This window comes from Microbacterium sp. APC 3901 (genome assembly GCF_030407765.1).
Lineage (GTDB): Bacteria > Actinomycetota > Actinomycetes > Actinomycetales > Microbacteriaceae > Microbacterium.
Window position 1 is genome coordinate 21,338 of the sequence record NZ_JASDCU010000004.1, and the last position, 20,974, is coordinate 42,311.

The 20,974-nt window shown below is 68.7% G+C and carries 25 protein-coding genes; 15 read left to right on the plus strand and 10 right to left on the minus strand.

The genetic code is table 11. The features are described from left to right. Nucleotides 1-15: 15 nt before the first annotated feature. Together QMA07_RS04585 and QMA07_RS04590 are read left to right on the plus strand one after the other, a co-directional pair. Complete coding sequence (locus QMA07_RS04585) at nucleotides 16-1,035, plus strand: hypothetical protein (protein WP_290160285.1); 1,020 nt, start codon at nucleotides 16-18, stop codon at nucleotides 1,033-1,035. Between the two features lie 50 nt (nucleotides 1,036-1,085). After that, nucleotides 1,086-1,418: a hypothetical protein gene (locus tag QMA07_RS04590; protein ID WP_290160286.1), complete on the plus strand. Its 333-nt coding sequence runs from the start codon at nucleotides 1,086-1,088 to the stop codon at nucleotides 1,416-1,418. Nucleotide 1,419: 1 nt separating this feature from the next. Here the strand turns inward: QMA07_RS04590 and QMA07_RS04595 are convergent, their stop codons facing one another. Beyond that, complete coding sequence (locus tag QMA07_RS04595; RefSeq protein WP_290160287.1) at nucleotides 1,420-2,031, minus strand: NAD(P)H-dependent oxidoreductase; 612 nt, start codon at nucleotides 2,029-2,031, stop codon at nucleotides 1,420-1,422. Nucleotides 2,032-2,109: 78 nt separating this feature from the next. On the opposite strand from QMA07_RS04595, the gene QMA07_RS04600 reads away from it, so the two are divergent. Continuing rightward, nucleotides 2,110-2,340, plus strand: a complete 231-nt coding sequence (locus tag QMA07_RS04600; RefSeq protein ID WP_290160288.1) for a hypothetical protein — start codon at nucleotides 2,110-2,112, stop codon at nucleotides 2,338-2,340. On the opposite strand, the gene QMA07_RS04605 is transcribed toward QMA07_RS04600, so the two are convergent. Genes QMA07_RS04605 through QMA07_RS04615 form a run of 3 tightly spaced genes read right to left on the minus strand, consistent with a single transcriptional unit; the run spans nucleotide 2,341 to nucleotide 3,819 of the window. Continuing rightward, the gene (locus QMA07_RS04605) at nucleotides 2,341-2,943 is read right to left on the minus strand and encodes a GNAT family protein (protein WP_290160289.1); all 603 of its coding nucleotides are present in this window, start codon (nucleotides 2,941-2,943) and stop codon (nucleotides 2,341-2,343) included. It abuts the gene before it with no gap. Nucleotides 2,944-2,978: 35 nt separating this feature from the next. After that, on the minus strand, nucleotides 2,979-3,419 hold the full coding sequence (locus QMA07_RS04610) for an ImmA/IrrE family metallo-endopeptidase (RefSeq protein WP_290160290.1): 441 nt from the start codon (nucleotides 3,417-3,419) through the stop codon (nucleotides 2,979-2,981). A 22-nt stretch (nucleotides 3,420-3,441) separates the two neighbouring features. After that, nucleotides 3,442-3,819: a helix-turn-helix transcriptional regulator gene (locus QMA07_RS04615; RefSeq protein ID WP_290160291.1), complete on the minus strand. Its 378-nt coding sequence runs from the start codon at nucleotides 3,817-3,819 to the stop codon at nucleotides 3,442-3,444. 94 nt (nucleotides 3,820-3,913) lie between these two features. Here QMA07_RS04615 and QMA07_RS04620 point away from each other — a divergent pair, with 94 nt between their 5' ends. Together QMA07_RS04620 and QMA07_RS04625 are read left to right on the plus strand one after the other, a co-directional pair. After that, complete coding sequence (locus QMA07_RS04620; RefSeq protein WP_290160293.1) at nucleotides 3,914-4,132, plus strand: hypothetical protein; 219 nt, start codon at nucleotides 3,914-3,916, stop codon at nucleotides 4,130-4,132. 9 nt (nucleotides 4,133-4,141) lie between these two features. After that, on the plus strand, nucleotides 4,142-5,071 hold the full coding sequence (locus QMA07_RS04625) for an aldo/keto reductase (RefSeq protein ID WP_290160294.1): 930 nt from the start codon (nucleotides 4,142-4,144) through the stop codon (nucleotides 5,069-5,071). On the opposite strand, the gene QMA07_RS04630 is transcribed toward QMA07_RS04625, so the two are convergent. From QMA07_RS04630 to QMA07_RS04640, 3 genes are read right to left on the minus strand one after another with little or no spacing between them, the layout of a single operon-like run. Beyond that, nucleotides 5,016-6,026 carry a DUF1731 domain-containing protein gene (locus QMA07_RS04630; RefSeq protein WP_290160525.1) on the minus strand — a complete coding sequence of 337 codons (1,011 nt, stop codon included), beginning with the start codon at nucleotides 6,024-6,026 and terminating at the stop codon, nucleotides 5,016-5,018. The two genes, QMA07_RS04625 and QMA07_RS04630, sit on opposite strands and share 56 nt — an antisense overlap. A gap of 56 nt (nucleotides 6,027-6,082) precedes the next feature. Then, nucleotides 6,083-6,712 carry a DUF4166 domain-containing protein gene (locus QMA07_RS04635; protein ID WP_290160295.1) on the minus strand — a complete coding sequence of 210 codons (630 nt, stop codon included), beginning with the start codon at nucleotides 6,710-6,712 and terminating at the stop codon, nucleotides 6,083-6,085. A gap of 9 nt (nucleotides 6,713-6,721) precedes the next feature. Then, complete coding sequence (locus tag QMA07_RS04640; protein WP_290160296.1) at nucleotides 6,722-7,333, minus strand: TetR/AcrR family transcriptional regulator; 612 nt, start codon at nucleotides 7,331-7,333, stop codon at nucleotides 6,722-6,724. A gap of 110 nt (nucleotides 7,334-7,443) precedes the next feature. On the opposite strand from QMA07_RS04640, the gene QMA07_RS04645 reads away from it, so the two are divergent. Both QMA07_RS04645 and QMA07_RS04650 read left to right on the plus strand, forming a co-directional pair. Next, a complete protein-coding gene (locus QMA07_RS04645; protein ID WP_290160297.1) occupies nucleotides 7,444-8,250 on the plus strand; it encodes a sugar phosphate isomerase/epimerase in 807 nt (268 codons plus the stop codon). Further along, nucleotides 8,250-9,389: a Gfo/Idh/MocA family oxidoreductase gene (locus QMA07_RS04650; RefSeq protein WP_290160298.1), complete on the plus strand. Its 1,140-nt coding sequence runs from the start codon at nucleotides 8,250-8,252 to the stop codon at nucleotides 9,387-9,389. Before QMA07_RS04645 ends, QMA07_RS04650 begins: the two co-directional genes overlap by 1 nt. A 29-nt stretch (nucleotides 9,390-9,418) precedes the next feature. On the opposite strand, the gene QMA07_RS04655 is transcribed toward QMA07_RS04650, so the two are convergent. After that, nucleotides 9,419-10,615, minus strand: a complete 1,197-nt coding sequence (locus QMA07_RS04655) for an ROK family protein (RefSeq protein WP_290160299.1) — start codon at nucleotides 10,613-10,615, stop codon at nucleotides 9,419-9,421. 113 nt (nucleotides 10,616-10,728) lie between these two features. Between QMA07_RS04655 and QMA07_RS04660 the strand changes: the two genes are divergently transcribed. The 8 genes from QMA07_RS04660 to QMA07_RS04695 all read left to right on the plus strand — a co-directional run bounded on the left by QMA07_RS04660 (nucleotide 10,729) and on the right by QMA07_RS04695 (nucleotide 18,947). Continuing rightward, nucleotides 10,729-11,838: a Gfo/Idh/MocA family oxidoreductase gene (locus QMA07_RS04660; RefSeq protein WP_290160300.1), complete on the plus strand. Its 1,110-nt coding sequence runs from the start codon at nucleotides 10,729-10,731 to the stop codon at nucleotides 11,836-11,838. Further along, nucleotides 11,835-13,343 (plus strand): sugar ABC transporter ATP-binding protein, encoded by a 1,509-nt coding sequence (locus QMA07_RS04665; RefSeq protein WP_290160301.1) that lies wholly within the window; start codon nucleotides 11,835-11,837, stop codon nucleotides 13,341-13,343. Before QMA07_RS04660 ends, QMA07_RS04665 begins: the two co-directional genes overlap by 4 nt. Further along, nucleotides 13,340-14,422 (plus strand): ABC transporter permease, encoded by a 1,083-nt coding sequence (locus tag QMA07_RS04670; RefSeq protein ID WP_290160303.1) that lies wholly within the window; start codon nucleotides 13,340-13,342, stop codon nucleotides 14,420-14,422. Before QMA07_RS04665 ends, QMA07_RS04670 begins: the two co-directional genes overlap by 4 nt. After that, nucleotides 14,419-15,459, plus strand: coding sequence for an ABC transporter permease (locus tag QMA07_RS04675; RefSeq protein ID WP_290160304.1), 1,041 nt, complete (start codon nucleotides 14,419-14,421; stop codon nucleotides 15,457-15,459). Before QMA07_RS04670 ends, QMA07_RS04675 begins: the two co-directional genes overlap by 4 nt. Before the next feature lie 2 nt (nucleotides 15,460-15,461). Beyond that, a complete protein-coding gene (locus tag QMA07_RS04680; RefSeq protein ID WP_290160305.1) occupies nucleotides 15,462-16,670 on the plus strand; it encodes a substrate-binding domain-containing protein in 1,209 nt (402 codons plus the stop codon). A gap of 82 nt (nucleotides 16,671-16,752) precedes the next feature. Next, nucleotides 16,753-17,604 (plus strand): sugar phosphate isomerase/epimerase family protein, encoded by an 852-nt coding sequence (locus QMA07_RS04685; RefSeq protein ID WP_290160306.1) that lies wholly within the window; start codon nucleotides 16,753-16,755, stop codon nucleotides 17,602-17,604. Between the two features lie 27 nt (nucleotides 17,605-17,631). Then, on the plus strand, nucleotides 17,632-18,657 hold the full coding sequence (locus QMA07_RS04690) for a sugar phosphate isomerase/epimerase family protein (protein ID WP_290160308.1): 1,026 nt from the start codon (nucleotides 17,632-17,634) through the stop codon (nucleotides 18,655-18,657). Beyond that, nucleotides 18,654-18,947, plus strand: coding sequence for a Dabb family protein (locus tag QMA07_RS04695; RefSeq protein ID WP_290160309.1), 294 nt, complete (start codon nucleotides 18,654-18,656; stop codon nucleotides 18,945-18,947). Before QMA07_RS04690 ends, QMA07_RS04695 begins: the two co-directional genes overlap by 4 nt. Nucleotides 18,948-18,986: 39 nt before the next feature. On the opposite strand, the gene QMA07_RS04700 is transcribed toward QMA07_RS04695, so the two are convergent. Together QMA07_RS04700 and QMA07_RS04705 are read right to left on the minus strand one after the other, a co-directional pair. After that, on the minus strand, nucleotides 18,987-19,982 hold the full coding sequence (locus QMA07_RS04700) for an NYN domain-containing protein (protein ID WP_290160310.1): 996 nt from the start codon (nucleotides 19,980-19,982) through the stop codon (nucleotides 18,987-18,989). Then, on the minus strand, nucleotides 19,975-20,970 hold the full coding sequence (locus QMA07_RS04705) for a Gfo/Idh/MocA family oxidoreductase (protein ID WP_290160311.1): 996 nt from the start codon (nucleotides 20,968-20,970) through the stop codon (nucleotides 19,975-19,977). The genes QMA07_RS04700 and QMA07_RS04705 overlap by 8 nt, the downstream gene beginning before the upstream one ends. Nucleotides 20,971-20,974 lie beyond the last annotated feature (4 nt).

Genomic DNA, 20,974 nt, shown 5'->3' on the forward strand with positions numbered 1-20,974 from the left:
CCTAGGATTGCTGCGATGACCGACATCGCGCCCGAGACGACCTCAGAGAGGCGGCTGAGGCGCGAGGTCGGCCGCAGGTTCGTGCGTGCTCCGCTCGCATGGGGAGTGCTGCTCCTGATCGTCGCGATCGCCTGGACCATCGCGGGCGACGACCTGAGCTTCTTCCCCTTCCTGCTCATGCTGCTCGGCGGCTGGAGCATCGCGTTCTCATTCGTCAACGCGACGATGGAGATGCGCCCGGTGCGCGCCGGCGTCGCGGTGCATCTCGGGGTCGCCGTGGCCCTGAGCGCGGTGATGTTCGTCGTGATTCGATACGACGGCGCACTGTCGGCCGGTCTGCCCGAACCGATCCGCGCGATCGTCGTCGTGCTCCAGATAGCCGCCGGGCCCGCCGCCGGGTGGATCTGGCTGGGTGTCCTGTCGCGCCTCACCGATGTCATCGGGCGTCGTGATGCGAAGAGACGACCGCCTCCCGTCGCACCCGAGTGGGAGCGTGACGAGGGCGGCGACGGCTCCGGTGTGGAGTTCTCGGCCCTCGACCTGCGGATGCGGACGTTGACGCTGGCCATCGTCCTTGTCGTCCTTGTCGTCGGCGTCGTCGGAACGACGCTGCTCATCGCCTTCGACGACGCCGTGATGCGCGTCGGGGCCCGTCTCGCAATCCTCCTGGTCGGCGTCGTCGTCGCCTTGCCGGTCTACCTGCTGGTCAGAAGCGGGCTGCGTCGTCGGACGCTGACGTGCAGCGTCGTGTTCGGCAATGACGAGCTGCGCATCCGCGCAGGGTCGGCGACGCACCGCATCCCCTTCCGTCAGCTGCAGCGCCTCATCTGGCGAACCCGCTCCGACTACGCCCGCATCGAGGCGCGGGGCGGCGGCGTGGACCTCTCGCTCATCGTCGGGCTCGCCGAGCCGCCGCCGGGCCGCACCGGCGAGCTGCCGATGCTGCCGCGCCGGGTCTTCCGACGGCTCGAACGAGCAGGGTTGCGCGTCGAGCGCGCGCGCCGTGACGAGGTCGTGACGTTCCGCCGCGTCTGACAGCGCTCGCGTGTACACGACGAGGCGCGTGCCGGGGTACGGTTTCCTTCATGGGAAGACTGCGGTATGACGGCACATCGGAGCCGATCCTCATCGACGACGAGACGCTGGCTCATCTGAAGGTCATCGTCGGCACGAAGCTGCGTCGCCAGGAGAGCTTCATGATGACCTGGCTTCCTTCCGAGGGCGGCGATCCTGGGCGCGTCACGGTGTGGATCCATCCGGCGATCCCCCTGCAGTTCCTCTTCAGCTCAGCCGAACCCCAGGTCATCCAGAAACCGCGCATCGAAGAGATCATGCACGCCCTCAATGCGACCGGGGAACTCGTGATCGACGATTACGTGCAGGCGAGGATCGCCGACGGCGGCACGCCGAAGTCCTGACCTACTCGGCCGGGTAGCGGTGCGCCCTGAGCAGGCCGGCCAGATGCGCCGCGTTGCGAGCGGCGGTCGCCGTCGCCGACGCGACCTTCTCGGGGGTCTCGTCGAGATCCTTGTAGTCGACGGTCTGCATCGCCTCCCCGTTCCAGTAGATCGACGCCTGAGCGGGCACGGAGTATCCGATGTCGTTCAACGATTGGAAGAGGATCGCGGCGATGTGGTGCGCGCCGTCCTCATTGCCGACGATGCCCGCGAGCGCGACCTTGTCGAAGAGGATCGGCCGTCCCGCGTCATCGGTCTCGCTCAACTCCGCGTCGAGTCGCTCGAGCACCCGCTGCGCGATGCTCGAGTGCTGGCCCATCCAGGTCGGAGTGAGGAACACGAGGATGTCGGCGGCCTGAACCTTCTCGCGCAGCGTGGGCCACTGGTCGTCTCCGCCCATGTCGGCTTCGACCCCGGGGCTGATCACGTGATCGACGGCGCGTACGAGCTCGCCGGTCACACCGTGCTCGGCGAGTGACGCGAGGATCTGCGAACCGAGAAGGTCGGTGCTCGACTCGGCGGGGGAGGGCTTGAGCGTGCAGGAGATGGCGAGGGCTGTCAGTTGTGCGGTCATCCCTGCACGAAATCATCGTCGACGTCGATAGCCCAGGGGCTTCCGTCGCTGGCACGTGTGCGCTAGACGGTATCCTGGATGACGGCCGCTACGACAGGAGATCCCGTGATCCTCAGCTTCATCTTCTTCATGATCCTCTTCCTCGGAGGCATCTGGCTCATGGGGCTCGCGCAGTCGCTGGAGGACTTCCAGGCGATCGTCTTCGTCGGCGGACTTCTCATCACCAGCCTGTCGCTCGCGTTCATGATGCGGGCGGGCGGTTCGGCCACTCGTCGCAAGGACAACTGGTCGGGCAACGCCACCGAGTAGTCAGAGGCGTCTGGCCAGCCTCGCCTCGAGGTTGGCCCTCACCGATGGCCATTCCGGTTCGATGATCGAGAACTCGACGCTGTCGCGCAGTGCGCCGTTGCGGTATCGGCTCATCGCGCGCATGACGCCGTCCTGTTTCGCTCCCAGACGTTCGATCGCGGCGCGCGACTGGAAGTTCACCCACTGAGTGGTCAAGCCCACTCTGAAGACGCCGAGCTCTTCGAACGCGTGCCTGAGCAGCAGCAGCTTCGACTCGGCGTTGGTGCCGGTTCCGTGCGCCGACGGGCGGTTCCACGTGTAGCCGATGTGCAGCCGGGGGACGTCTGCGGCGAGTTCGTAGTACGAGGTGAGACCGAGGATGCGTCCCGAGGCGTCGAACGCCGTGAAGGGGATCATGCCGCCGCTGTCGATCAGACCGATGCGACGGTCGATCTCCGCGGCGAGCCCCTCGGGAGAGGGCACCGAGGTGTACCAGGCCTGCTTCCACAGATCTCCTTCGCGCAGCGCATCGAGGAGGCCGTCGTGGTGCGAGGTCTCCAAGGGGCGGAGTTCGACGAGTCGTCCGGTGAGTGTGATCGGGCCCGGGGTGGTGCGGAAGGTCATGCAGACATTCAATCAGCGCCGCGTCGGGTGTCGGATCACGCGATGAGGGTGCGGTGATCCCATTGCCCTCGGCCCATCTTCGCGCTGACGTATGTCGCGTCGCCGACGCGGCGGAGCAGGCGCTGGTAGGCGGTCACGATCTCGATGGTCACGCCCAGTTCGAACGCGAGGCTGGCCGGATGGGTGCCTCGCACCTTCTCGGCCTCGGCATAGGCGTCGGCGCTGATCAGCAGGCGCGCAGCCCACTCGTCGGCGCGTCGCTCCTGTCGCGCGCGGATCGACGGATCCGGGGTGGGAACGTGCCCGAGCACGGCGTGGGCCAGCTCGTGCGCGATCACGCTGCACGTCGCTCTCCGGCTGAGTCCAGGGGTGACGCGGATGGTCGCGGTCTGAGGCTCGTAGCCGCCGTAGCATCGACCTCGGCGTTCGACGAGGTGCAGCCCGTTCTCTTCGAGCAGGCGGAGGAGGGACTCCATGGTCCTCCTCGTCACTGGGGCGTCAGTCGTAGAGATCGTCGGTGTCGTCGGCGTGGGCGAGGGGAGACTCGAACGCGACTTCGGATCGATCTTCGCGTCGACCACGGACATCGGTACGGGGGTGGAGCGGGGTGATCGTGGCGCCGCCGCGCTCGACCTCGGAGCGAAACCGCTCTTCCGCGCGACTGATCATGATGTGGGGCGCGAGGTCGACGGACGCGCTGACCGCGTACACGATGGGAACCGGGATCGAGCGCTTGCCCGTCACGTAGTTGTCGAGAGCGCTCCTGGCGATGCCGATCTCGCGAGCCATCGCGGCGATGCTGCTTCCTGCAGCGCCGATCTCGGCGCGGAGCTGGCGGCCGACCGCCGCGTTGAACTGCTCGCCCGGTGTCTTCACGTGAGTCACGATAGCACCGGGACGAAGCCAACATGCCGTCATACTGGTGCGTGGGACGCTTGTCGCTCCACGTACGCGGCGATACTGTCTATGAATGACGACAGATGTGCGACGTGTGGTGGCGACCGCGGTCGAAGACGAACTGCTGCGTGCGGGGCGCAGCGCTCGATGGCTCTCCCGGCAGGTGGGGATCACCGGCGCCGAGCTGTGCGAGAGGCTCGCGGGCGAGGCCGACTTCACCGTCACCGATCTGGCCGAGATCGCGCAGGCGCTCGACATCGCAGTCTCACGGCTCACCCCTCGCCCGCAGTAGCGTGGGGGTATGAAGACCATCCCGTTCGGATCCGCCACCGCCCCCGCCGTCGTCGCCGGAATGATGCGCATCGACGACAAGGATGACGCCCAGATCCGCGAACTCTACGACACGGCCCGCAGTGCGGGCATCGACTTCTTCGACCACGCCGACATCTACGGCGGAAGCATGCACTTCTGCGAAGGGCGCTTCGCCGAGGCGCTGGGGCTGAGCGCCGCCGAGCGCGATGAGATCGTGCTGCAGACCAAGTGCGGCATCCACCCCGCTGAGGGCACGTTCGACTTCTCGTACGAGCACATCGTCCGCCAGGTCGAGGGGTCCCTCTCGGCGCTGCGCACCGACCACATCGACGTGCTACTGCTGCACCGTCCGGACGCGCTGGTCGAACCCGAGGAGGTCGCCAGGGCGTTCGACGAGCTCGAGGCCGCGGGCAAGGTCCGCGCGTTCGGTGTCTCGAACCACACCCCTCGACAGATCGATCTGCTCCGCACGGCGGTCACGCAGCCTCTTGTCGCCAATCAGCTGCAGCTCTCGATCACGCACGCGCCGATCCTCGCGCAGCCGGTCGCCGCGAACATGGCCGGCGAAGACCAGAGCGTCGTCCGCGACGGCGGCGGGATCGTCGAGTACTGCCGCATCAACGGCATCACGATCCAGGCCTGGTCGCCGTTCCAGGGCGGCTTCTTCACTGGCGTCTTCCTCGGCAACCCCGAGTATGCGGAGCTCAACCGCGTGATCGATCGCCTCGCGTCGTCATACGGAGTCGCGCCGATCGCGATCGCGACCGCATGGATCACGCGTCACCCCGCCAAGATGCAGGTCGTGCTCGGAACCACGACTCCGCAGCGCGTGCAGGACGCCGCTGCGGGGTCCGACATCGAGCTCACCCGAGGCGAGTGGTACGAGCTCTTCCGCGCGGCCGGGCACCTGCTGCCGTAGCCACGAGCGGTGTCGCTGACGCGTCTCGCTGGCCGGGGCGCTCGAGATCGAACGACTCTCGAACGGCATCTTCGAGATGCGGGTACGCGAACTCGAATCCGGCGACCGTGAGCTTCTCGGGGATCACCCATCGGCTCTTGAGAATCAGCTCGGTCTCGGTGCGGATGCCGATGGCGCCGAGTTCGAGCATCCACCGCGGCATCGGCGGGCCGATGCGCACGCCCAGCACCCGCCGCACCGTGGCCATGAAGTCGGCGTTGTCGGTCGGGTTCGGGGAGGCGGCATTCACCGGCCCGTCGAGGGTCGGCGTCACCTCGAGGAAGTCGATGATCCGCGCGATGTCCTCGACGTGCACCCAGCTGAACCTCTGCCGACCGCGGCGTGCACCGGGACGGTGTCCGGTGCCGGCGGCCCGGCGAGCACGACCGATCGGCCACCTACCGTCGTACTGCGCGCCTCCGAGCCCGAGCCGGGCCAAGTTCTTCAGGGGACCGAGCACGCCACCGTGGCCCAGCACGATCGCACTGCGCAGGGCCACCCGCCGCGTGTGCGGCAGATCGTCCGCGAACAGGGCGCGCTCCCACGCCTTCGCGACCTCGACGGAGAATCCGGTGCCGATCTCGCCCGACGACTCCGTCATCGGTCGCTCTTCCGCATGGCGGTAGATCGTCGCCGTCGACGAGTTGATCCACAGCGGGGGAGGATTCGCGGCTCTCGCGATGGCGGAGCTCAGCGACGCGGTGGTGTCGAGACGTGAGCGGAAGATCGCTGCGCGGTTCTCGGGTGTGTAGCGGCAGTTCACGCTCTTGCCCGCCAGGCCGATCACGAGCGATGCGCCGTCGACGGCACGATCGATCGCCGCCTGCTCACCCCAGGAGATGTCGGCGCCCGACCGTGAGATCGTGATGACCTCCCGCCCGGCCGACCGCAGGCGCGACGTCAGGTGCTGCCCCATGAACCCGGTCGAGCCGCCGACCACGACGGGGCCTGCCGAGAGGGGCGTCTGGTCTGTCACGGAGTCTCGCTCTCGATCGCGTACTCGAAGAAGCCGGTGTACTCATACACCCGACCGAGCACAGGGGCGTCGATGGTCATGTTCACATGGTGCCGCTCGCGCTGCTCGTCCCAGCGCTCGACGAGACCGATGCGCGGACGGAGGAAACGCGGTGCGGCGATGCGCAGCCGCCCGAAACGCATCCCGACGCGGCGGATGGTCAGCACGACGGCGCCGTCGCGCACGTCGATGTCGAAGGTCGTGACGACTGTGCGATGAGGGCCGATCTCGTTGCGCAGGATGCGGTTCGCGCCGAGCGAGACGACGTCGGGCATGACCCACGTGCGCCCAGGGAGGTCGAAGTGCCTGACGGCCAGAGCCTCACCGTCGACCGTGCGGTTCTCGATGCGGAACGGCACGTCGTGCTCCCACCCGGCGAACGCGACTCCGAGGGCCTCCGCGATGCGGAACACCGGCCAGAGCCAGCGATGACGCGACCCCGCGGTCGTGAACACCCCCGTGCCGACCCCGACGTGGCCGTCGGGGATCGTGCGGAAGTACCAGGCGGTCTTCGGATGGAGTTCCGAGATGCGCTCGCCGAGTGCGCGCTCGTAGGGCGACCGTCGATCAGTACCTGGTGCTGTCACCTCTTCACCCTAGCGAGAGGGCGGCCGCAGGAGTCGGTCGAGCAGCGCGAGTGCTTCGTGCTGGGGGGCGGTGTCGTCGAGCAGCCACTGCGTCTGCAGGCCGTCGGAGGCGGCGACGACCAGGGCGGCGACGGCCTCGGCATCCACATCCTCGCGCATGCGTCCGGTCTCCTGCTGCTCCCGCACGACCTCGGCCATGTCCGCGCGCAGCCGCGCGAAGCGGGTCGTCGCGAACTCGCGGGCGGCGGGGTGCCCTTCCTCGAGAGCGGCCGCGACCAGCATCGAATACAGCTGCACGAGACCGGGGACCTCGCGGTTGGTGCGCGCGGACTCGATCATCCGCTCGACGGGGGTCGCGTCCGGTTGGAACGCGTCGGGGTGCTGACGCTCCGGCGCCGTGCTCTCCTGGTAGACCGCGACGAGCAGCTCTTCGAGCGACCCGAAGTAGTGCGTGAGGGCTGAGTGCGTGACGCCGACGGCGCTCGCGATGGAGCGCAGGCTCGTGCGGTCGGCACCGCGCGCGGCGAAGACCTCGATCGCACGGTCGAGGATCTCCTGGCGCCGGGCGATGCCCTTCGCATAGGCACCGCGCTGGCGCGGGCGATCCTGATCGTCGGTCATGGTGAGAGTGTAGCGACATGAAAACTTCCGCGCGGAGGTATTTGGTGATAGCGTGCTCGGACAGACGGGCGAAGACAGCCCGCACGTCACTGACGACCGAAGGAGACCCCGTGGCGATTCAGACTTCCATCCAGCTGTTCACGATCAAGGATCAGCTCGAGACCGACCTCGAAGGCTCATTGACAGAGGTCGCCGCCAGAGGCTTCACGGCCGTCGAGCCCTACGACTTCGTGCGCCGTGCCCAGCCGCTCGCCGACGCGCTGTCGGCCGCCGGTCTCACCGCGCCCTCGGGTCACGCGTTCCTCGCCTCCGAGTCGTTCGTGAACCCCGACGGCAGCGGAACCACCCTCCCCGTGCCGTCGCCCGCCGAGGTCTTCGCCGCGGCGAAGGTGCTCGGCATGCACACGGTCATCGACCCGTACACCGAGCCCGCGCGCTGGGAGACGATCGAGCAGATCGAAGAGACCGCGCGTCTTCTCAACGAGGCTGCCGCCGTCGGCGCCACCGTCGACGTGCGCGTCGGCTATCACAATCACGCCCACGAGCTCGAGGCCGTCTTCGACGGCGTCACCGGGCTCGAGGTGCTGGCGGGCCTGCTCGACGAGCGCGTCGTGCTCGAGGTCGACCTGTACTGGGTCGCCCGCGGCGGCGTCGACCCTGTCGCTCTGCTGCAGCGCCTGGGCGACCGTGTCATCGCGGTGCACGCCAAGGACGGCACGCTCGACCCCGCGCTGCTGAGCGCCTACCCGCCCGCCGATCAGGTCGCAGCCGGAGAGGGCGCCGTCCCGCTGGTCGAGGCCATCGCCGCGGCCCCGGCACTCGAGCTCGCGATCGTGGAGTTCGACCACTTCGAGGGCGACCTCTGGGATGCGATCGAGCGCAGCCGCGTCTACCTCGACGAGAAGGTGGCCGGCTGATGGCGATCGGCAACGGCCCCGTGGGCGTCGGCATCATCGGCGCGGGCAACATCAGCGACCAGTACCTGTCGAACCTGACGACCTTCCCCGACGTGCGGGTGATCGCCATCGGTGACCTCCTCGAGGAGCGCGCGAAGGCGCAGGCCGAGAAGTACGGCGTCCCGCGGGCCGGTGGAGTCGAGCTCGTGCTGAACGACCCCGAGATCGACATCGTGGTGAACCTGACGATCCCCGCGGTGCATGTCGAGGTGTCCGAGGCGATCCTCGCCGCCGGCAAGCACGTGTGGACGGAGAAGCCGATCGGCGTCAGCCGTGACGAGTCGCTGCGCCTGCTGCAGAAGGCGGATGCTGCGGGGCTGCGCGTCGGTATCGCACCCGACACCGTCCTCGGGCCGGGGGTGCAGACGGCGAAGCGCGCGATCGCCCGCGGGGACATCGGCCGTCCGCTGTTCGCCCAGACCACTTTCCAGTGGCAGGGGCCCGAGATCTTCCACCCGAACCCTGCGTTCCTGTACGCCAAGGGCGCGGGGCCGCTGCTCGACATGGGTCCGTACTACGTCTCGGCTCTCGTGCACGTGTTCGGACCGGTCGCCGCCGTCGCGGCGCTCGGTCTGCAGGGCACGCCGACCCGCACCGTGCAGGTCGGCGAGCTCAGCGGTCAGGAGTTCCCCGTCGAGATCCCGTCGACGCTGAGCGTGCTGATGGACTTCGAGCAGGGCGGACAGGCGCAAAGCCTGTACAGCACCGATTCGCCCCTCCTGCGCACGGGCATCGTCGAGATCACCGGCACGGAGGGGACGATCGTGATCCCCGATCCCAACACCTTCGGCGGCGAGATCACGATCACCCGGCCGCTGGCGCAGGCTTTCGTCCCGCCGGCGCCCATGACGCAGGAAGTCGTCGACGTCGCCCAGGAGGGCGTGCTCTCGGGGCGCGGAGTCGGCCTGCTCGACATGGCTCGATCGATCGCCGCCGGTCGGCCGCATGTCGCCACCGGGGAGTTCGGCTATCACGTGCTCGACACTCTGCTCTCGATCGAAGAGGCGGCCGAGTCGCGCAGCTTCGTGCAGGTCGCGAGCACCATCGACGAGGTCGGCTCTCTCGACGCCGACTTCGACCCGTTCGAGGCGACTCTCTGAGATCCGTCGATGTGGCGACGAGGGGCCGATCAGCGCGCCTTCGTCGCCACATAGCGGTCGACGTTCGCAGGTGAGAGCACCTCGCGGGCGACCATGATCGCGGCCCCGAGTACGGCTGCCCTGTCACCCGCCTGCGACTGCACGATGGCGAGATGCTGGGTCGCCAGAGGGATGGACCGTCGGTAGACGACCTCGCGCACCCCGGCGAGCAGGTGCTCGCCGGCACGGGCGATGCTCCCGCCGAGCACGATGATCGACGGATTGAGAAGGTTGACCACCGTCGCCAGGACCTCGCCCACATCGCGTCCCGCCTGCCGTGTCGCCTCGATGGCTGCGGCATTGCCGGAGCGCACCAGCTCGATCACATCGGCCGGGCTGTGCGCCTCGTGCCCCGCGCCGCGCAGCGCCGTCGCCAGTGCCGACCCGCTCGCGAGCGCCTCGAGGTCGCGCTCGTCGCCGGGCTCCCTGGTGGACCCGACCACTCTCGGCACCTGGACATGCCCCATGTCGCCGGCTGAGCCCTGCGCCCCCCGTTGCAGCTGCCCGCCGGCGATGATGCCGGCTCCGATGCCGGTTGAGACCTTGACGAAGATGAGGTCGTCGACGTGCGGCCACATCGTCGCGTGCTCGCCGAGCGCGAGGATGTTCACGTCGTTGTCGACCAGCACGGGCACGTCGAACGTGCGCTGCACGTAGCCGGGGACGTCGAAGCGGTCCCAGCCGGGCATGATCGGAGGGTTGGTCGGCCGACCCGTCGAGTGCTCGACCGGTCCGGGGACGCCGATCCCGATGCCGAGCAGGGGGACGCCCTCCGCGGTCGGAGTCTCGAGCAGCGCAGCCCCGTCGGCGAGGATCACGTCGAGCAGACTCTCAGGCCCGTCGGCGATGTCGATCGTGCGGGTGCGCGAATCGAGGATCGATCCCGCGAGATCCGCGACGGCGATCGTGGCATGTGTGGCGCCGAGGTCGACGGCGAGAACGACTCCGGCGCGAGAGTTGAAGGCCAGCCGCGCCGGCGGGCGCCCGCCGGTGGACGCGGCCTCGCCCGCCGGGCGGAGAAGGTCGGCGGCGAGCAGAGCGTCGACGCGCAGCGCGACGGTCGAGCGGGCGAGGCCGGTGATGGCTGCGAGCTCGGCCTTGGTGCGAGCGGTGCCGTCGCGGAGGATCTGGAAGATCTCGCCTGCGCCGGGGTTCGCTGCCGCGGCGGTGCGGAGTGCGTCGACCATTGCGTCAGTAAACCACAGACTTGACACGGCTCTCGATCGACTTCCGATTCGTTACAAAGAACTTTTGACAAAGCTCTAGCAAAAGTCGGCGGGCCTGTGTCAGACTCGCCGGCATGACAACGGATGTCACTGACACCGGTCTCGGGACGATCCGAGCCGGCATCCTCGGCGGAGGATTCATGGCCCGCGTGCATCGCACCGCGGCCAGAGACGCAGGCGGCGAGCTCCGCGCGATCGCCACCCGGTCCGCCTCGAGCGGACGTCAGGCCGCAGTCGAACTCGGAGCCGTGCGTGCCGAGATCGATGCCGCAGCTCTGCTCGACGCCGACGACATCGACGTCGTGCACATCTGCACCCCCAACGCCACCCACGTGGAGCTCGCGCTCCGAGCGCTCGAGTCGGGCAAGCACGTCATCTGCGAGAAGCCCCTGGCCACGAGCGCCGCAGACGCCCGCAGGCTCGCCGAGACCGCGGTGTCGCGAGGACGAGTCGGTGCGGTTCCGTTCGTCTACCGGTACCACCCGATGGTGCGGGAGGCTCGTGCGCGTGTCGCGGGGGGACACTTCGGCGAGCTCCTCACGCTCGACTGCTCGTATCTGCAGGACTGGATGCTGCTTCCCACCGACGACGACTGGCGGGTGCGTGCGGCATCCGGTGGGTCATCGCGGGCGTTCGCCGACATCGGGTCGCATCTGTGCGACCTCATCGAGTTCGTGATCGGCCAGCGCATCCGGTCCCTGAGCGCCCGCACCCGCAGGGTGTTCGCCGAGCGAGCGGGTCAGGCGGTCGACACCGAGGACATCGTCGCGATCCTCGTCGAGACGGAATCCGGCGCACTCGGAACGCTGCTGATCTCGCAGATGGCGGCTGGTCGGAAGAACGCCCTGACGCTCGAGCTGCACGGATCCGAGCAGACACTCCGCTTCGAGCAGGAGCGCCCGGAGGAGCTGTGGATCGGCATGCGAGACGAGTCCCGGCTGCTGCTTCGCGACCCCGCCACGGCCGCGCCCGACTCGGCCCGGCTGCAGCGGGTGCCCTCGGGGCACACGATGGGCTACCAGGACGCGTTCAACAGCTTCATCGCCGATGTGTACGCGGCGATCGGCGGAGCGAGCCCCGACGGGCTGCCGACGTTCGAAGACGGATTCCGCTCGGCCGTGCTGACCGAGGCGGTCCTCGCCTCGGCGGCCGCCCACGGACGATGGACGGAGGTGGCGGCATGACCGCGACGATCACCCAGCCGGTGCTGGAGGTGGCTGGCATCCGCAAGTCGTTCTTCGGCGTCGAGGTGCTCAAGGGCATCGACTTCGACGTGCGTCCGGGCGAGGTGCACGGCCTCGTCGGCGAGAACGGCGCCGGCAAGTCGACGCTCATGAAGATCATCGCCGGGGTGCAGCCAGCCGACGAGGGCACGGTGCGGTACCGCGGCGCCGAGGTGCGACACGCGCACCCCCGACAGGCGATGGATGACGGCATAGTGACCGTCTTCCAGGAGTTCACCCTGCTGCACGAGCGCACGGTCGCGCAGAACGTCTATCTCGGGCGCGAGCCCCGCCGCGGCGGGTTCGTGGATCAGAAGGCGATGATCCGTCGCACCGGAGAACTGCTCGCCGACCTCGGTGTCTCGTTCATCGACCCTCAGGCGCGGGTCGGGTCGCTGACCGTCGCCGAGCAGCAGATCGTCGAGATCGTCAAGGCTCTGTCGTTCGAGGCGCAGGTCATCTCGATGGATGAGCCGACCGCCGCTCTCAGCGACCGCGAGGTCGAGCTGCTCTACGCCATCATCCGTCGGCTCACGTCTCGCGGGGTGGCGGTGATCTACGTCTCGCACCGGCTCAAGGAGATCTTCGACCTGTGCGACCGCATCACGATCCTCAAGGACGGCGCTCTCGTGTCGACCGATCAGACGGAAGCGCTGACGACCGACGAGCTCGTGCGCCGCATGGTCGGCCGCTCGATCCAGTCGTACTACCCGGATGCCGTGGCAGGCACTGTCGTGGGCGAGCCGCGTCTCGAGCTCGACGGGTGCGGCAACGCCTTCGTCGACGAGGTGTCGTTCACGCTGCGCGCCGGGGAGATCGTCGGCATCGCAGGACTCCAGGGATCCGGGCGCACCGAGCTGGTCGAGGGGATCTTCGGGATCGATCCGTTCGTGCGGGGCTCGATGCGGGTCGACGGCTCTCCGACGCGCATCGCGAGCGCCAGGGCGGCGGTCCGCGCAGGGTTCGCCCTCGTCTCGGAGGACCGCAAGGCACAGGGTCTCGCGCTCGGGCAATCTGTGCTCGACAACGCCCTGCTCGTGATCCGCAGCGTCTTCGCCGGTCGGACCGCCTCGTCACGACGAGAGGTGCCCGGAGTGCTCAGCTCGCTGGAGATCAGCTCGCGCGGCCTCGACCAGGAGGTGCGGTTCCTCTCCGGCGGCAACCAGCAGAAGGTCGTGCTCGCCAAATGGCTGCTCACCCAGCCCCAGATCGTGCTCTTCGATGAGCCGACCCGCGGTATCGACGTCGGGGCGAAGTACGCGGTGTACCAGCTCATGCGCGAGCTGGCGGCTCAGGGCAAGGCGGTGCTGATGGTGTCGAGCGAGCTCCCAGAGGTGATCGGCATGAGCGATCGGATCCTCGTGATGCACGACGGCGAGCTCGTCGCCGAGCTGCCTGCAGGTTCGGCCGAGCATGAGATCCTCGGCGCGGCCACAGGTGCGACCATCGACGGAGGTGCACTGTGAAGCGGCTCCGGATCGACTCGACGGTCATCGTCCTCGGCATCCTGATCCTGACCCTCATCGTCGGCGCCATACTCGTCGGCACCGTGGGGCGCAATTTCTTCAGTCCGGGCAACATCCGCGACATCCTCACCGGCATGAGCGTGCTCGGACTGGTCGCGATCGGTCAGACCCTGGTGGTGCTGGGGGCGTCGCTCGATCTGTCGGTCACCTATGTCGTGAGTCTGTCGAGCCTGCTGGCCGCAACGATCATGAACGGCAACCCCGCGAACATCCCGGCGGCGGTCGCCGTCACCCTGCTCGTCTGCGCCGCCATCGGCCTGGTCAACGGACTGATCGTCACCGTGCTCAAGGTCAACGGCTTCATCGCCACCCTCGGCGTGGGTCTCATCCTGCAGGGGATCCTCAACACCAACTTCGAGGGCTCGGCAGGCAGCGTGCCCTGGGAGTTCCAGCTCATCGGGGCCACCGGCGTCGGGCCCGTTCCCGTCTCGACCATAATCATGATCGCGCTCGCGGTGCTCGTCTGGTTCCTGCTGAACCGCACCCGCACCGGCGCCCACCTGTTCGCGGTCGGCGGCGATCCCGAGATCGCCCGTCTGTCGGGTGTGCGAACGAAGCCGCCGCTGATCGCCGCGCACGTGCTGTGCTCGGTGTTCGCAGGGCTCGCCGGTCTGCTGCTCGCCAGCCGTCTCGGGGTCGGCAGCCCCACCGTCGGCCAGCAGGGCGGCTACGCGCTGCTGTCGATCGCCGCGGTCGTGCTCGGCGGCACTCTGCTGCTGGGCGGACGCGGCTCGATCTGGGGCGCGATCGGCGGCGTCGCGATCCTCGCGGTCGTCGACAACGTCATGAGCGTCATGCAGGTCAACCCGTTCCTGAAGGACGTCGTCCGCGGCGTCGTGATCGTCGCCGCGGTCGCGGTCTACAGCCGTCGCTCGATCGTCCGTCGCCGTCCGCGCTTCGGAGCAGGCGGCACGAGGACCGGAGGAGACGCCGCCGCCACAGCGGCCGAGTCCGAGATGGCGGCCGCCGCGTCTCAACTCGCCGATACGAGCTCCACCGCGGAAGGAGGACGCGCATGAACGCGCTGCGCACACTCGTGAGCCCTCGGGGCGCGGTGTTCCTGCTGCTGGTGATCCTGCTCGTGGCGGTCATGATCCTCAACCCGAGCTTCGCCGAGCCCGGCCAGTTCATGAGGTTCATCCAGCGCGTCGCCCCGATCGCGATCGTCGCGATCGGTCAGTACTTCGTCATCATCGCGGGCGAGTTCGACCTGTCCCAGGGCTCGCTGATCACGGCGCAGGTGATCATCGCCGGCAATCTCGTCGGGCAGGACGACTCGCGCACGATCCCCGTGCTGCTGCTCATGATCGTCTTCGGGGCGGTCGTCGGACTGGTCAACGGAGTCATCACGACGCTGCTCAAGGTGCCCTCCTTCATCGTCACGCTCGGCATGATGCTCGCCCTTCTCGGCGGCGTCATGTGGTGGACGGGAGGAGCGGCCACCGGAAACCCGGCAGACAGCTTCCGCGAGATCGGCCGCGGTGGCATCCGCGATGTGCCGCTGCTCGAGTTCATCCCGTGGGCGGTCTTCATCCTGATCGGCTGGCTCGCCCTCGGAATCTGGATCACCAAGCGTCCGCTCGGCAAGCTGCTCATCGCGGTGGGCGACAACGCCACGGCGGTCGACTTCGCCGGTGCGCGCAGCGCCTGGGTCACGACCCGCGCCTTCATGATCTCGTCCCTCTCCGCGACGCTCTCGGCCGTGCTGCTCGTCGGCTACGCCGGGGTGCACCCCTCGGTCGGCCGCGGGTACGAGTTCGTCGCGATCACGGCGGTCGTCCTCGGCGGGGTCGTGCTGGGCGGTGGGCGCGGCTGGATCGTCGCGGCGGCGGCCGGCGCCTTCGCGCTCGAGGCCCTCTTCATGCTGCTCAACATCGCCGGTGTCCCGTCGACGTTGCGAGACGCCGTGCAGGGCGTCATCATCATCGCCGCCGTCGCGTACTCCGCCGTAGCATTCCGGGCGCGGCGCACGCGTGGCCCTCAGACTTCTCCGGTCCTCGAGACCGCAGAACCCGCAACAACCAGCACCATCCACACAGAAACCAGAGGAGATTAGCAATGCGACGATCAATGAAGATCGCCACCGCAGGGGTGGCTCTCTTCGGCCTCATCGCGCTCGCCGGGTGTACGACAGACCCGTCCGTGGCGCCGGCGGAGTCGGAGAACCCGGAGGAATCGGCCGAGACCACGGAGTGGTTCGATCAGGAGCTCTTCGACAAGCAGATGGAGGAGCGCGGTGTCGAGCCGCAGGGTCCGGCTGATGAGCCGTACCTCCAGCACATCAACGCCGAGATGGTCGACACGTCCGGGTTCGCGAGCGAAGGGGCCAAGAAGGCCTGCTTCGCGAACGCCTCGATCTCGAACCCGTGGCGCCAGACCGGCTGGATCACGATGAACGAGCAACTGAAGGCGCTGCAGGAGGCCGGCGCGATCAGCGAGATGGAGACCCGCGATGCGCAGGACTCCGATGACACGCAGATCGCGGACATCGACTACTTCATCTCCGAGGGCGGTTGCGATGTCTTCCTCATCTCACCCAACAGCACCGCGGCGATGACCCCGGCCGTCGAGCGGGCGTGCGAGACCGGCAAGCCGGTGATCGTGTTCGACCGCGGTGTCGACACCGACTGCCCTGTGACGTTCATCCACCCCATCGGCGGATTCGCGTGGGGCATCGACACCGCCGAGTTCCTCATCGACAACCTCGAAGAGGGCGACAAGGTCGTCGCGCTGCGGATCCTCCCCGGCGTCGACGTGCTCGAGCACCGGTGGGCCGCGGCGGAGAAGCTCTTCGACGAGGCGGGCATCGAGGCTGTGGACTACTTCACAGGCGCGGACCCGGCCGAGATCAAGAGCATCATCAGCGACGAGCTCGCCAAGGGCGATGTGCAGGGCGTCTGGATGGATGCCGGTGACGGCGCCGTCGCCGCGATCGAGGCCTTCGAGGACGCGGGCGCGGACTACCCCGTGATGACGGGTGAGGACGAGATGAGCTTCCTCCGCAAGTGGAAGGACACGGGTCTCACCGGACTCGCGCCGGTCTACTCGAACTTCCAGTGGCGGACGCCGCTGCTCGCCGCGCAGATGATCTTCGCCGGTGAAGAGGTGCCGAAGGAGTGGGTGCTCCCGCAGAAGCCGATCACCGAGGGCGAGCTCGACGACTACCTCGCCGCCAACGAGGGCATGCCCGACGGCCACTACGCGAAGTTCGGCGGAGAGAACCTTCCCGGCTACCCGACGGTGTGGCAGGAACGTCAGATCCCGTAACCCGCAGTGATGCTCCCGCCCTTCCCTCCGCCCACCGCGGATGGGAGGGTGGGAGCACTCGCGTCATCCCCGAAGGAGCAGGATGCCTCGCACGATCGCCGTCAACACGTGGGTCTGGACGTCTCCGCTGACCGATGCGACGCTCGGGCCGCTCGCGCGCAAGGCCGCCGGCATGGGGTATCAGGCGCTCGAACTGCCGCTCGAGAGCGTCGGGGACTGGGACCCGGTGCGGGCCCGCGACATGCTCGACGATCTCGGCCTCGGCGCGATCGTCATCGGAGCCATGGGACCGGGGCGGTCGCTGCTCGCCCAGGCGGGTGACGTCGCCGCGACCCAGGACTACCTGCGGTCGTGCATCGCGGCGGCCACGACGCTCGGCTCGGCCGTGGTCGCCGGCCCTTTCTACGCGCCCACCGGCGTGGCCTGGCGGATGACGGCCGACGAGCGCACTCAGGTGGTGCGGGAGCTGCGCGCGAACCTCGAACCGCTGGCTTCGGATGCCGCGGATGCCGGGGTCGCCCTCGCCGTCGAGCCGCTCAACCGCTATGAGACCAGCGTGCTCAACACCGTCGAGCAGAGCCTCGACGCGCTCGCGCCGCTGCTCGGTGCGGGGGTGGGGCTCGCTCTCGACACCTACCACTTGAACATCGAGGAGAAGAAGCCGACGGAGGCGATCCGCGCGGCGGGGTCGACGATCGCCCACGTGCAGGTGTGCGGCAGCGATCGGGGTGCGGTCGGCGACGACCACACCGATTGGACGGAGACCCTCCGCGCCCTCGACGATGCGGGGTATCGAGGGCCGCTCGGGCTCGAGAGCTTCACGGGCGAGAACGCGACGATCGCCGTCGCCGCGTCCGTGTGGCGACCACTCGCGGCGAGTCAGGACGAACTCGCCGCACGCAGCATCCAGGCGCTGAGAGTGCTCGGCGCCTGAGTCGTCCAGCGATACGAAGGAGTGTCCATGACCACGCACCCGGTCACCCTGTTCACCGGCCAGTGGGCCGATCTGCCCTTCGAGGAGGTCGCCCGGCTCGCGGCCGGATGGGGATACGACGGCCTCGAGGTCGCCGCCTCCGGCGATCACCTCGACCTGCGGCGGGCCGACGAGGATGACGCCTACGTCGCCTCTCGCCTCGAGATCCTCGACCGACACGGACTGCGGATCTTCGCGATCTCGAATCATCTCGCCGGGCAGGCGGTGTGCGATGCGCCCATCGACTTCCGCCACCGGGCGATCCTGCGCGACTACGTGTGGGGCGACGGGGAGGCCGAGGGCGTGCGCACGCGAGCGGCGGACGACATGAAGCGGGCGGCGCGAGTGGCCCGCAAGCTCGGCGTCGACACCGTGGTGGGCTTCACCGGCTCGTCGATCTGGCCGTACCTGGCGATGTTCCCGCCGGTGCCGGCTTCCGTCATCGAGGCCGGCTTCGACGACTTCGCCACGCGCTGGAACCCGATCCTCGACGTGTTCGACGGCGAGGGCGTGCGCTTCGCGCACGAGGTGCACCCGGGCGAGATCGCCTACGACTACTGGTCGTCGGTGCGCGCGCTCGACGCGATCGACCACCGCCCGGCGTTCGGCTTCAACTGGGACCCGTCGCACATGATGTGGCAGAACATCGACCCGGTCGGGTTCATCGTCGACTTCGCCGACCGGATCTATCACGTCGACTGCAAGGACACCCGGATGCGCCCCCACAACGGGCGCGCGGGAGTGCTCGGCTCGCACCTGCCCTGGGGCGATCCCCGACGCGGATGGGACTTCGTCTCGACCGGTCACGGCGACGTGCCCTGGGAGGACGCGTTCCGGGCGCTCGACGCGATCGGATACGACGGGCCCATCTCGATCGAGTGGGAGGATGCGGGAATGGACCGCCTGCACGGGGCACCGCAGGCGCTCGCCTACGTGCGGTCGATGCTGTGGCCGGTGCCCACCGCATCGTTCGACGCCGCCTTCAGCAACCAGACGACCGGAGACGCCGCATGACCATCCAGCACACCGTCGTCTTCCGCCTCGTGCACGAGGCAGGCAGCCCGGAGGAGCGCGAGTTCCTCGCCACCGGCAGAGCCGTGCTCACGTCGATCCCCGGGGTCGAGGACTTCACCATCCGTCGCCAGGTGAGCCCGAAGAGCGACCTGGAGCACCAGTTCTCGATGATGTTCCACGACCGGGCGGCCTACCGCGCCTACGACGCGCACCCGGCGCACGCCGCGTTCGTGTCGGAGCGCTGGGTGCCCGAGGTCGCCGCGTTCCAGGAATACGACTTCGAGGAGTGACCGGACCGGTCTCGCGACCGGCCGGTCGAGTGGCGCGGGTCAGGCCGAGTCGCGCAGCTTCACCAGACGCTCGTGCCCGGTCTCCTCGAGTTCTGCGATGCTCTCGCGCGACTTGAGGAAGTCCGAGAACGATCGGTAGCCGAGTGCCTTCTCGCTGAACGACGGGTCCATACGGCGCATGTGCGTCTTCACGGCCGAGCTGTGCAGCCACTCGTCCGCGTCGGCCTTGTCGTGCCCGAGGCGCAACGCGCGGTGCAGCAGCTCTGTCGCCTCACCCTGCTCTGTGCCCTCGCCGTGTTCATCCACCTTGGCCGGAGCCGTCGCGGCGGCCGCCTGCGCCTTGGCCTTGGCGGTCTTGGCCGGCGGTCGCGTCTTCGCCTTCGCGGCGGGCTCTGCGGCGGGTTCGACGGCGGGCTCAGCTGCGGCTTCCGGCACCGCGACGACGGTCGCCGGTGCGCTCTTGCTCGGACGCACCACACCGGGCAGCGAATCGTAGGCCTCGAACTCGTCGCACGCGGCGGCGAGCGACTTGGCCGTCGACCCCGCGACGCCGACGCCGATCACGTAGCGCCCCAGACGCTTGCAGCGCTGTGCGAGGGGGACGTAGTCGCTGTCGCCGGCGACGATCACGACGTGCGTGAGGTCGGGCAGACGGAACATGTCTTCGACCGCGTCGACGGCGAGCCGGATGTCAGCGCCGTTCTTCGCATAGGCGGCGGCCGGGAAGAGCTGCACCAGGTCGACGGCGCGGGCCACGAGCTGCGAGCGGTACACGGCATTCACCGGCGACGACCAGTCGGCGTACGCACGCGTGAGCACGAGCGTGCCGAAGGACGCGGCGTAGTCGATGATCGCGCCGACCTCGATCATGGCGCGGGAGAGGCGCTCTGTGACCTCGGGATCGGTCGGGTTCTCGGTGATGCGCTGACGGTCCTTGCCGTAGGCGTTGCGTCCGTGCACCCGGTCGTACCAGGAGATGACGATGTTGTCGAAGTCGAGGTAGACGGCGACGCGGGCGTCGTTGGCCTCAGCCATGGTCGACTCCTTCGCGCGGGTAGCGCACCCCGATCTGAGCGCGGATCTCGTCGAGGGTTCCCATGATCGCGACGCTCTCGGCGATCGGCAGGATGTCGCCCTCGAGCACGCCGTCGGCGACGAGGCGCTCGGCCGCGTGGGCCTGGTACTGCATGCCGCGGCCCGCGACCTCTGAGACGTACTCTTCGACCGCCGTGCCGTCGGGGAGCACGACACGGAACGTCGTCGGGGTGTACCAGACGCGATCGATGTCGATGCGCGCCTTCGTGCCGATGATGCTCGCGGCGTTCGGGCCAGCTGCTCGCGACGACGAGAGGGTGGTCGAGATCGCGCCGCCCTCGTGAGTCATGACGGTGGCGACCTCGGCATCCGCTCCGGTCTCGATGAGCCGGGCCACGGAGTGGATGGATGTCGGTGCGCCCAGGACGTCCCAGACGAACGAGACGGGGTAGATGCCGAGGTCGAGCAGCGCACCCCCGCCGAGTTCGAGAGCGTTCAGGCGGTGGCCGGGGTCGTCGGGGAGGAGCTGGGTGTGGTCGGCGCTGACGGCGCGGATCTCGCCGAGCGTGCCGTCTGCGATGATCTCGCGGATGCGCACCATGTGCGGCAGATACCGCGTCCACATGGCCTCCATCGCCAGCAGCCCCCGTTCGGCGGCGAGGCGCTGCAGGTCTTCGGCCTCGCTGCGGTTGAGGGTGAACGCCTTCTCGACGAGCACGTGTTTGCCGGCCTCGAGCGCGAGGCGGGCGTTCTCGTGGTGCATCGGGTGCGGGGTGGAGACGTAGATGATGTCGACCTCGGGGTCGGCGACGAGGGCTTCGTACGAGGGATGCGCGCGCGGGATGTCGAAGCGGGCGGCGAATGCGTCGGCCGACTCCTGCGAGCGCGAGCCGACGGCGACGAGATCGAGCCCTGCCGTGCGCAGATCGGATGCGAACGCGCCGGCGATGCCGCCGGTCGCGAGGATTCCCCAACGAAGACCAGTCATGGTC

Bases quoted from the DNA above. Each gene is read 5' to 3' on its own strand.
- QMA07_RS04585 (WP_290160285.1), top strand. From the start codon at position 16: ATGACCGACATCGCGCCCGAGACGACCTCAGAGAGGCGGCTGAGGCGC.
- QMA07_RS04590 (WP_290160286.1), top strand. From the start codon at position 1,086: ATGGGAAGACTGCGGTATGACGGCACATCGGAGCCGATCCTCATCGAC.
- QMA07_RS04595 (WP_290160287.1), bottom strand. From the start codon at position 2,031: ATGACCGCACAACTGACAGCCCTCGCCATCTCCTGCACGCTCAAGCCC.
- QMA07_RS04600 (WP_290160288.1), top strand. From the start codon at position 2,110: ATGACGGCCGCTACGACAGGAGATCCCGTGATCCTCAGCTTCATCTTC.
- QMA07_RS04605 (WP_290160289.1), bottom strand. From the start codon at position 2,943: ATGACCTTCCGCACCACCCCGGGCCCGATCACACTCACCGGACGACTC.
- QMA07_RS04610 (WP_290160290.1), bottom strand. From the start codon at position 3,419: ATGGAGTCCCTCCTCCGCCTGCTCGAAGAGAACGGGCTGCACCTCGTC.
- QMA07_RS04620 (WP_290160293.1), top strand. From the start codon at position 3,914: ATGACGACAGATGTGCGACGTGTGGTGGCGACCGCGGTCGAAGACGAA.
- QMA07_RS04625 (WP_290160294.1), top strand. From the start codon at position 4,142: ATGAAGACCATCCCGTTCGGATCCGCCACCGCCCCCGCCGTCGTCGCC.
- QMA07_RS04630 (WP_290160525.1), bottom strand. From the start codon at position 6,026: ATGGGGCAGCACCTGACGTCGCGCCTGCGGTCGGCCGGGCGGGAGGTC.
- QMA07_RS04640 (WP_290160296.1), bottom strand. From the start codon at position 7,333: ATGACCGACGATCAGGATCGCCCGCGCCAGCGCGGTGCCTATGCGAAG.
- QMA07_RS04650 (WP_290160298.1), top strand. From the start codon at position 8,250: ATGGCGATCGGCAACGGCCCCGTGGGCGTCGGCATCATCGGCGCGGGC.
- QMA07_RS04655 (WP_290160299.1), bottom strand. From the start codon at position 10,615: ATGGTCGACGCACTCCGCACCGCCGCGGCAGCGAACCCCGGCGCAGGC.
- QMA07_RS04660 (WP_290160300.1), top strand. From the start codon at position 10,729: ATGACAACGGATGTCACTGACACCGGTCTCGGGACGATCCGAGCCGGC.
- QMA07_RS04665 (WP_290160301.1), top strand. From the start codon at position 11,835: ATGACCGCGACGATCACCCAGCCGGTGCTGGAGGTGGCTGGCATCCGC.
- QMA07_RS04675 (WP_290160304.1), top strand. From the start codon at position 14,419: ATGAACGCGCTGCGCACACTCGTGAGCCCTCGGGGCGCGGTGTTCCTG.
- QMA07_RS04680 (WP_290160305.1), top strand. From the start codon at position 15,462: ATGCGACGATCAATGAAGATCGCCACCGCAGGGGTGGCTCTCTTCGGC.
- QMA07_RS04685 (WP_290160306.1), top strand. From the start codon at position 16,753: ATGCCTCGCACGATCGCCGTCAACACGTGGGTCTGGACGTCTCCGCTG.
- QMA07_RS04690 (WP_290160308.1), top strand. From the start codon at position 17,632: ATGACCACGCACCCGGTCACCCTGTTCACCGGCCAGTGGGCCGATCTG.
- QMA07_RS04695 (WP_290160309.1), top strand. From the start codon at position 18,654: ATGACCATCCAGCACACCGTCGTCTTCCGCCTCGTGCACGAGGCAGGC.
- QMA07_RS04700 (WP_290160310.1), bottom strand. From the start codon at position 19,982: ATGGCTGAGGCCAACGACGCCCGCGTCGCCGTCTACCTCGACTTCGAC.
- QMA07_RS04705 (WP_290160311.1), bottom strand. From the start codon at position 20,970: ATGACTGGTCTTCGTTGGGGAATCCTCGCGACCGGCGGCATCGCCGGC.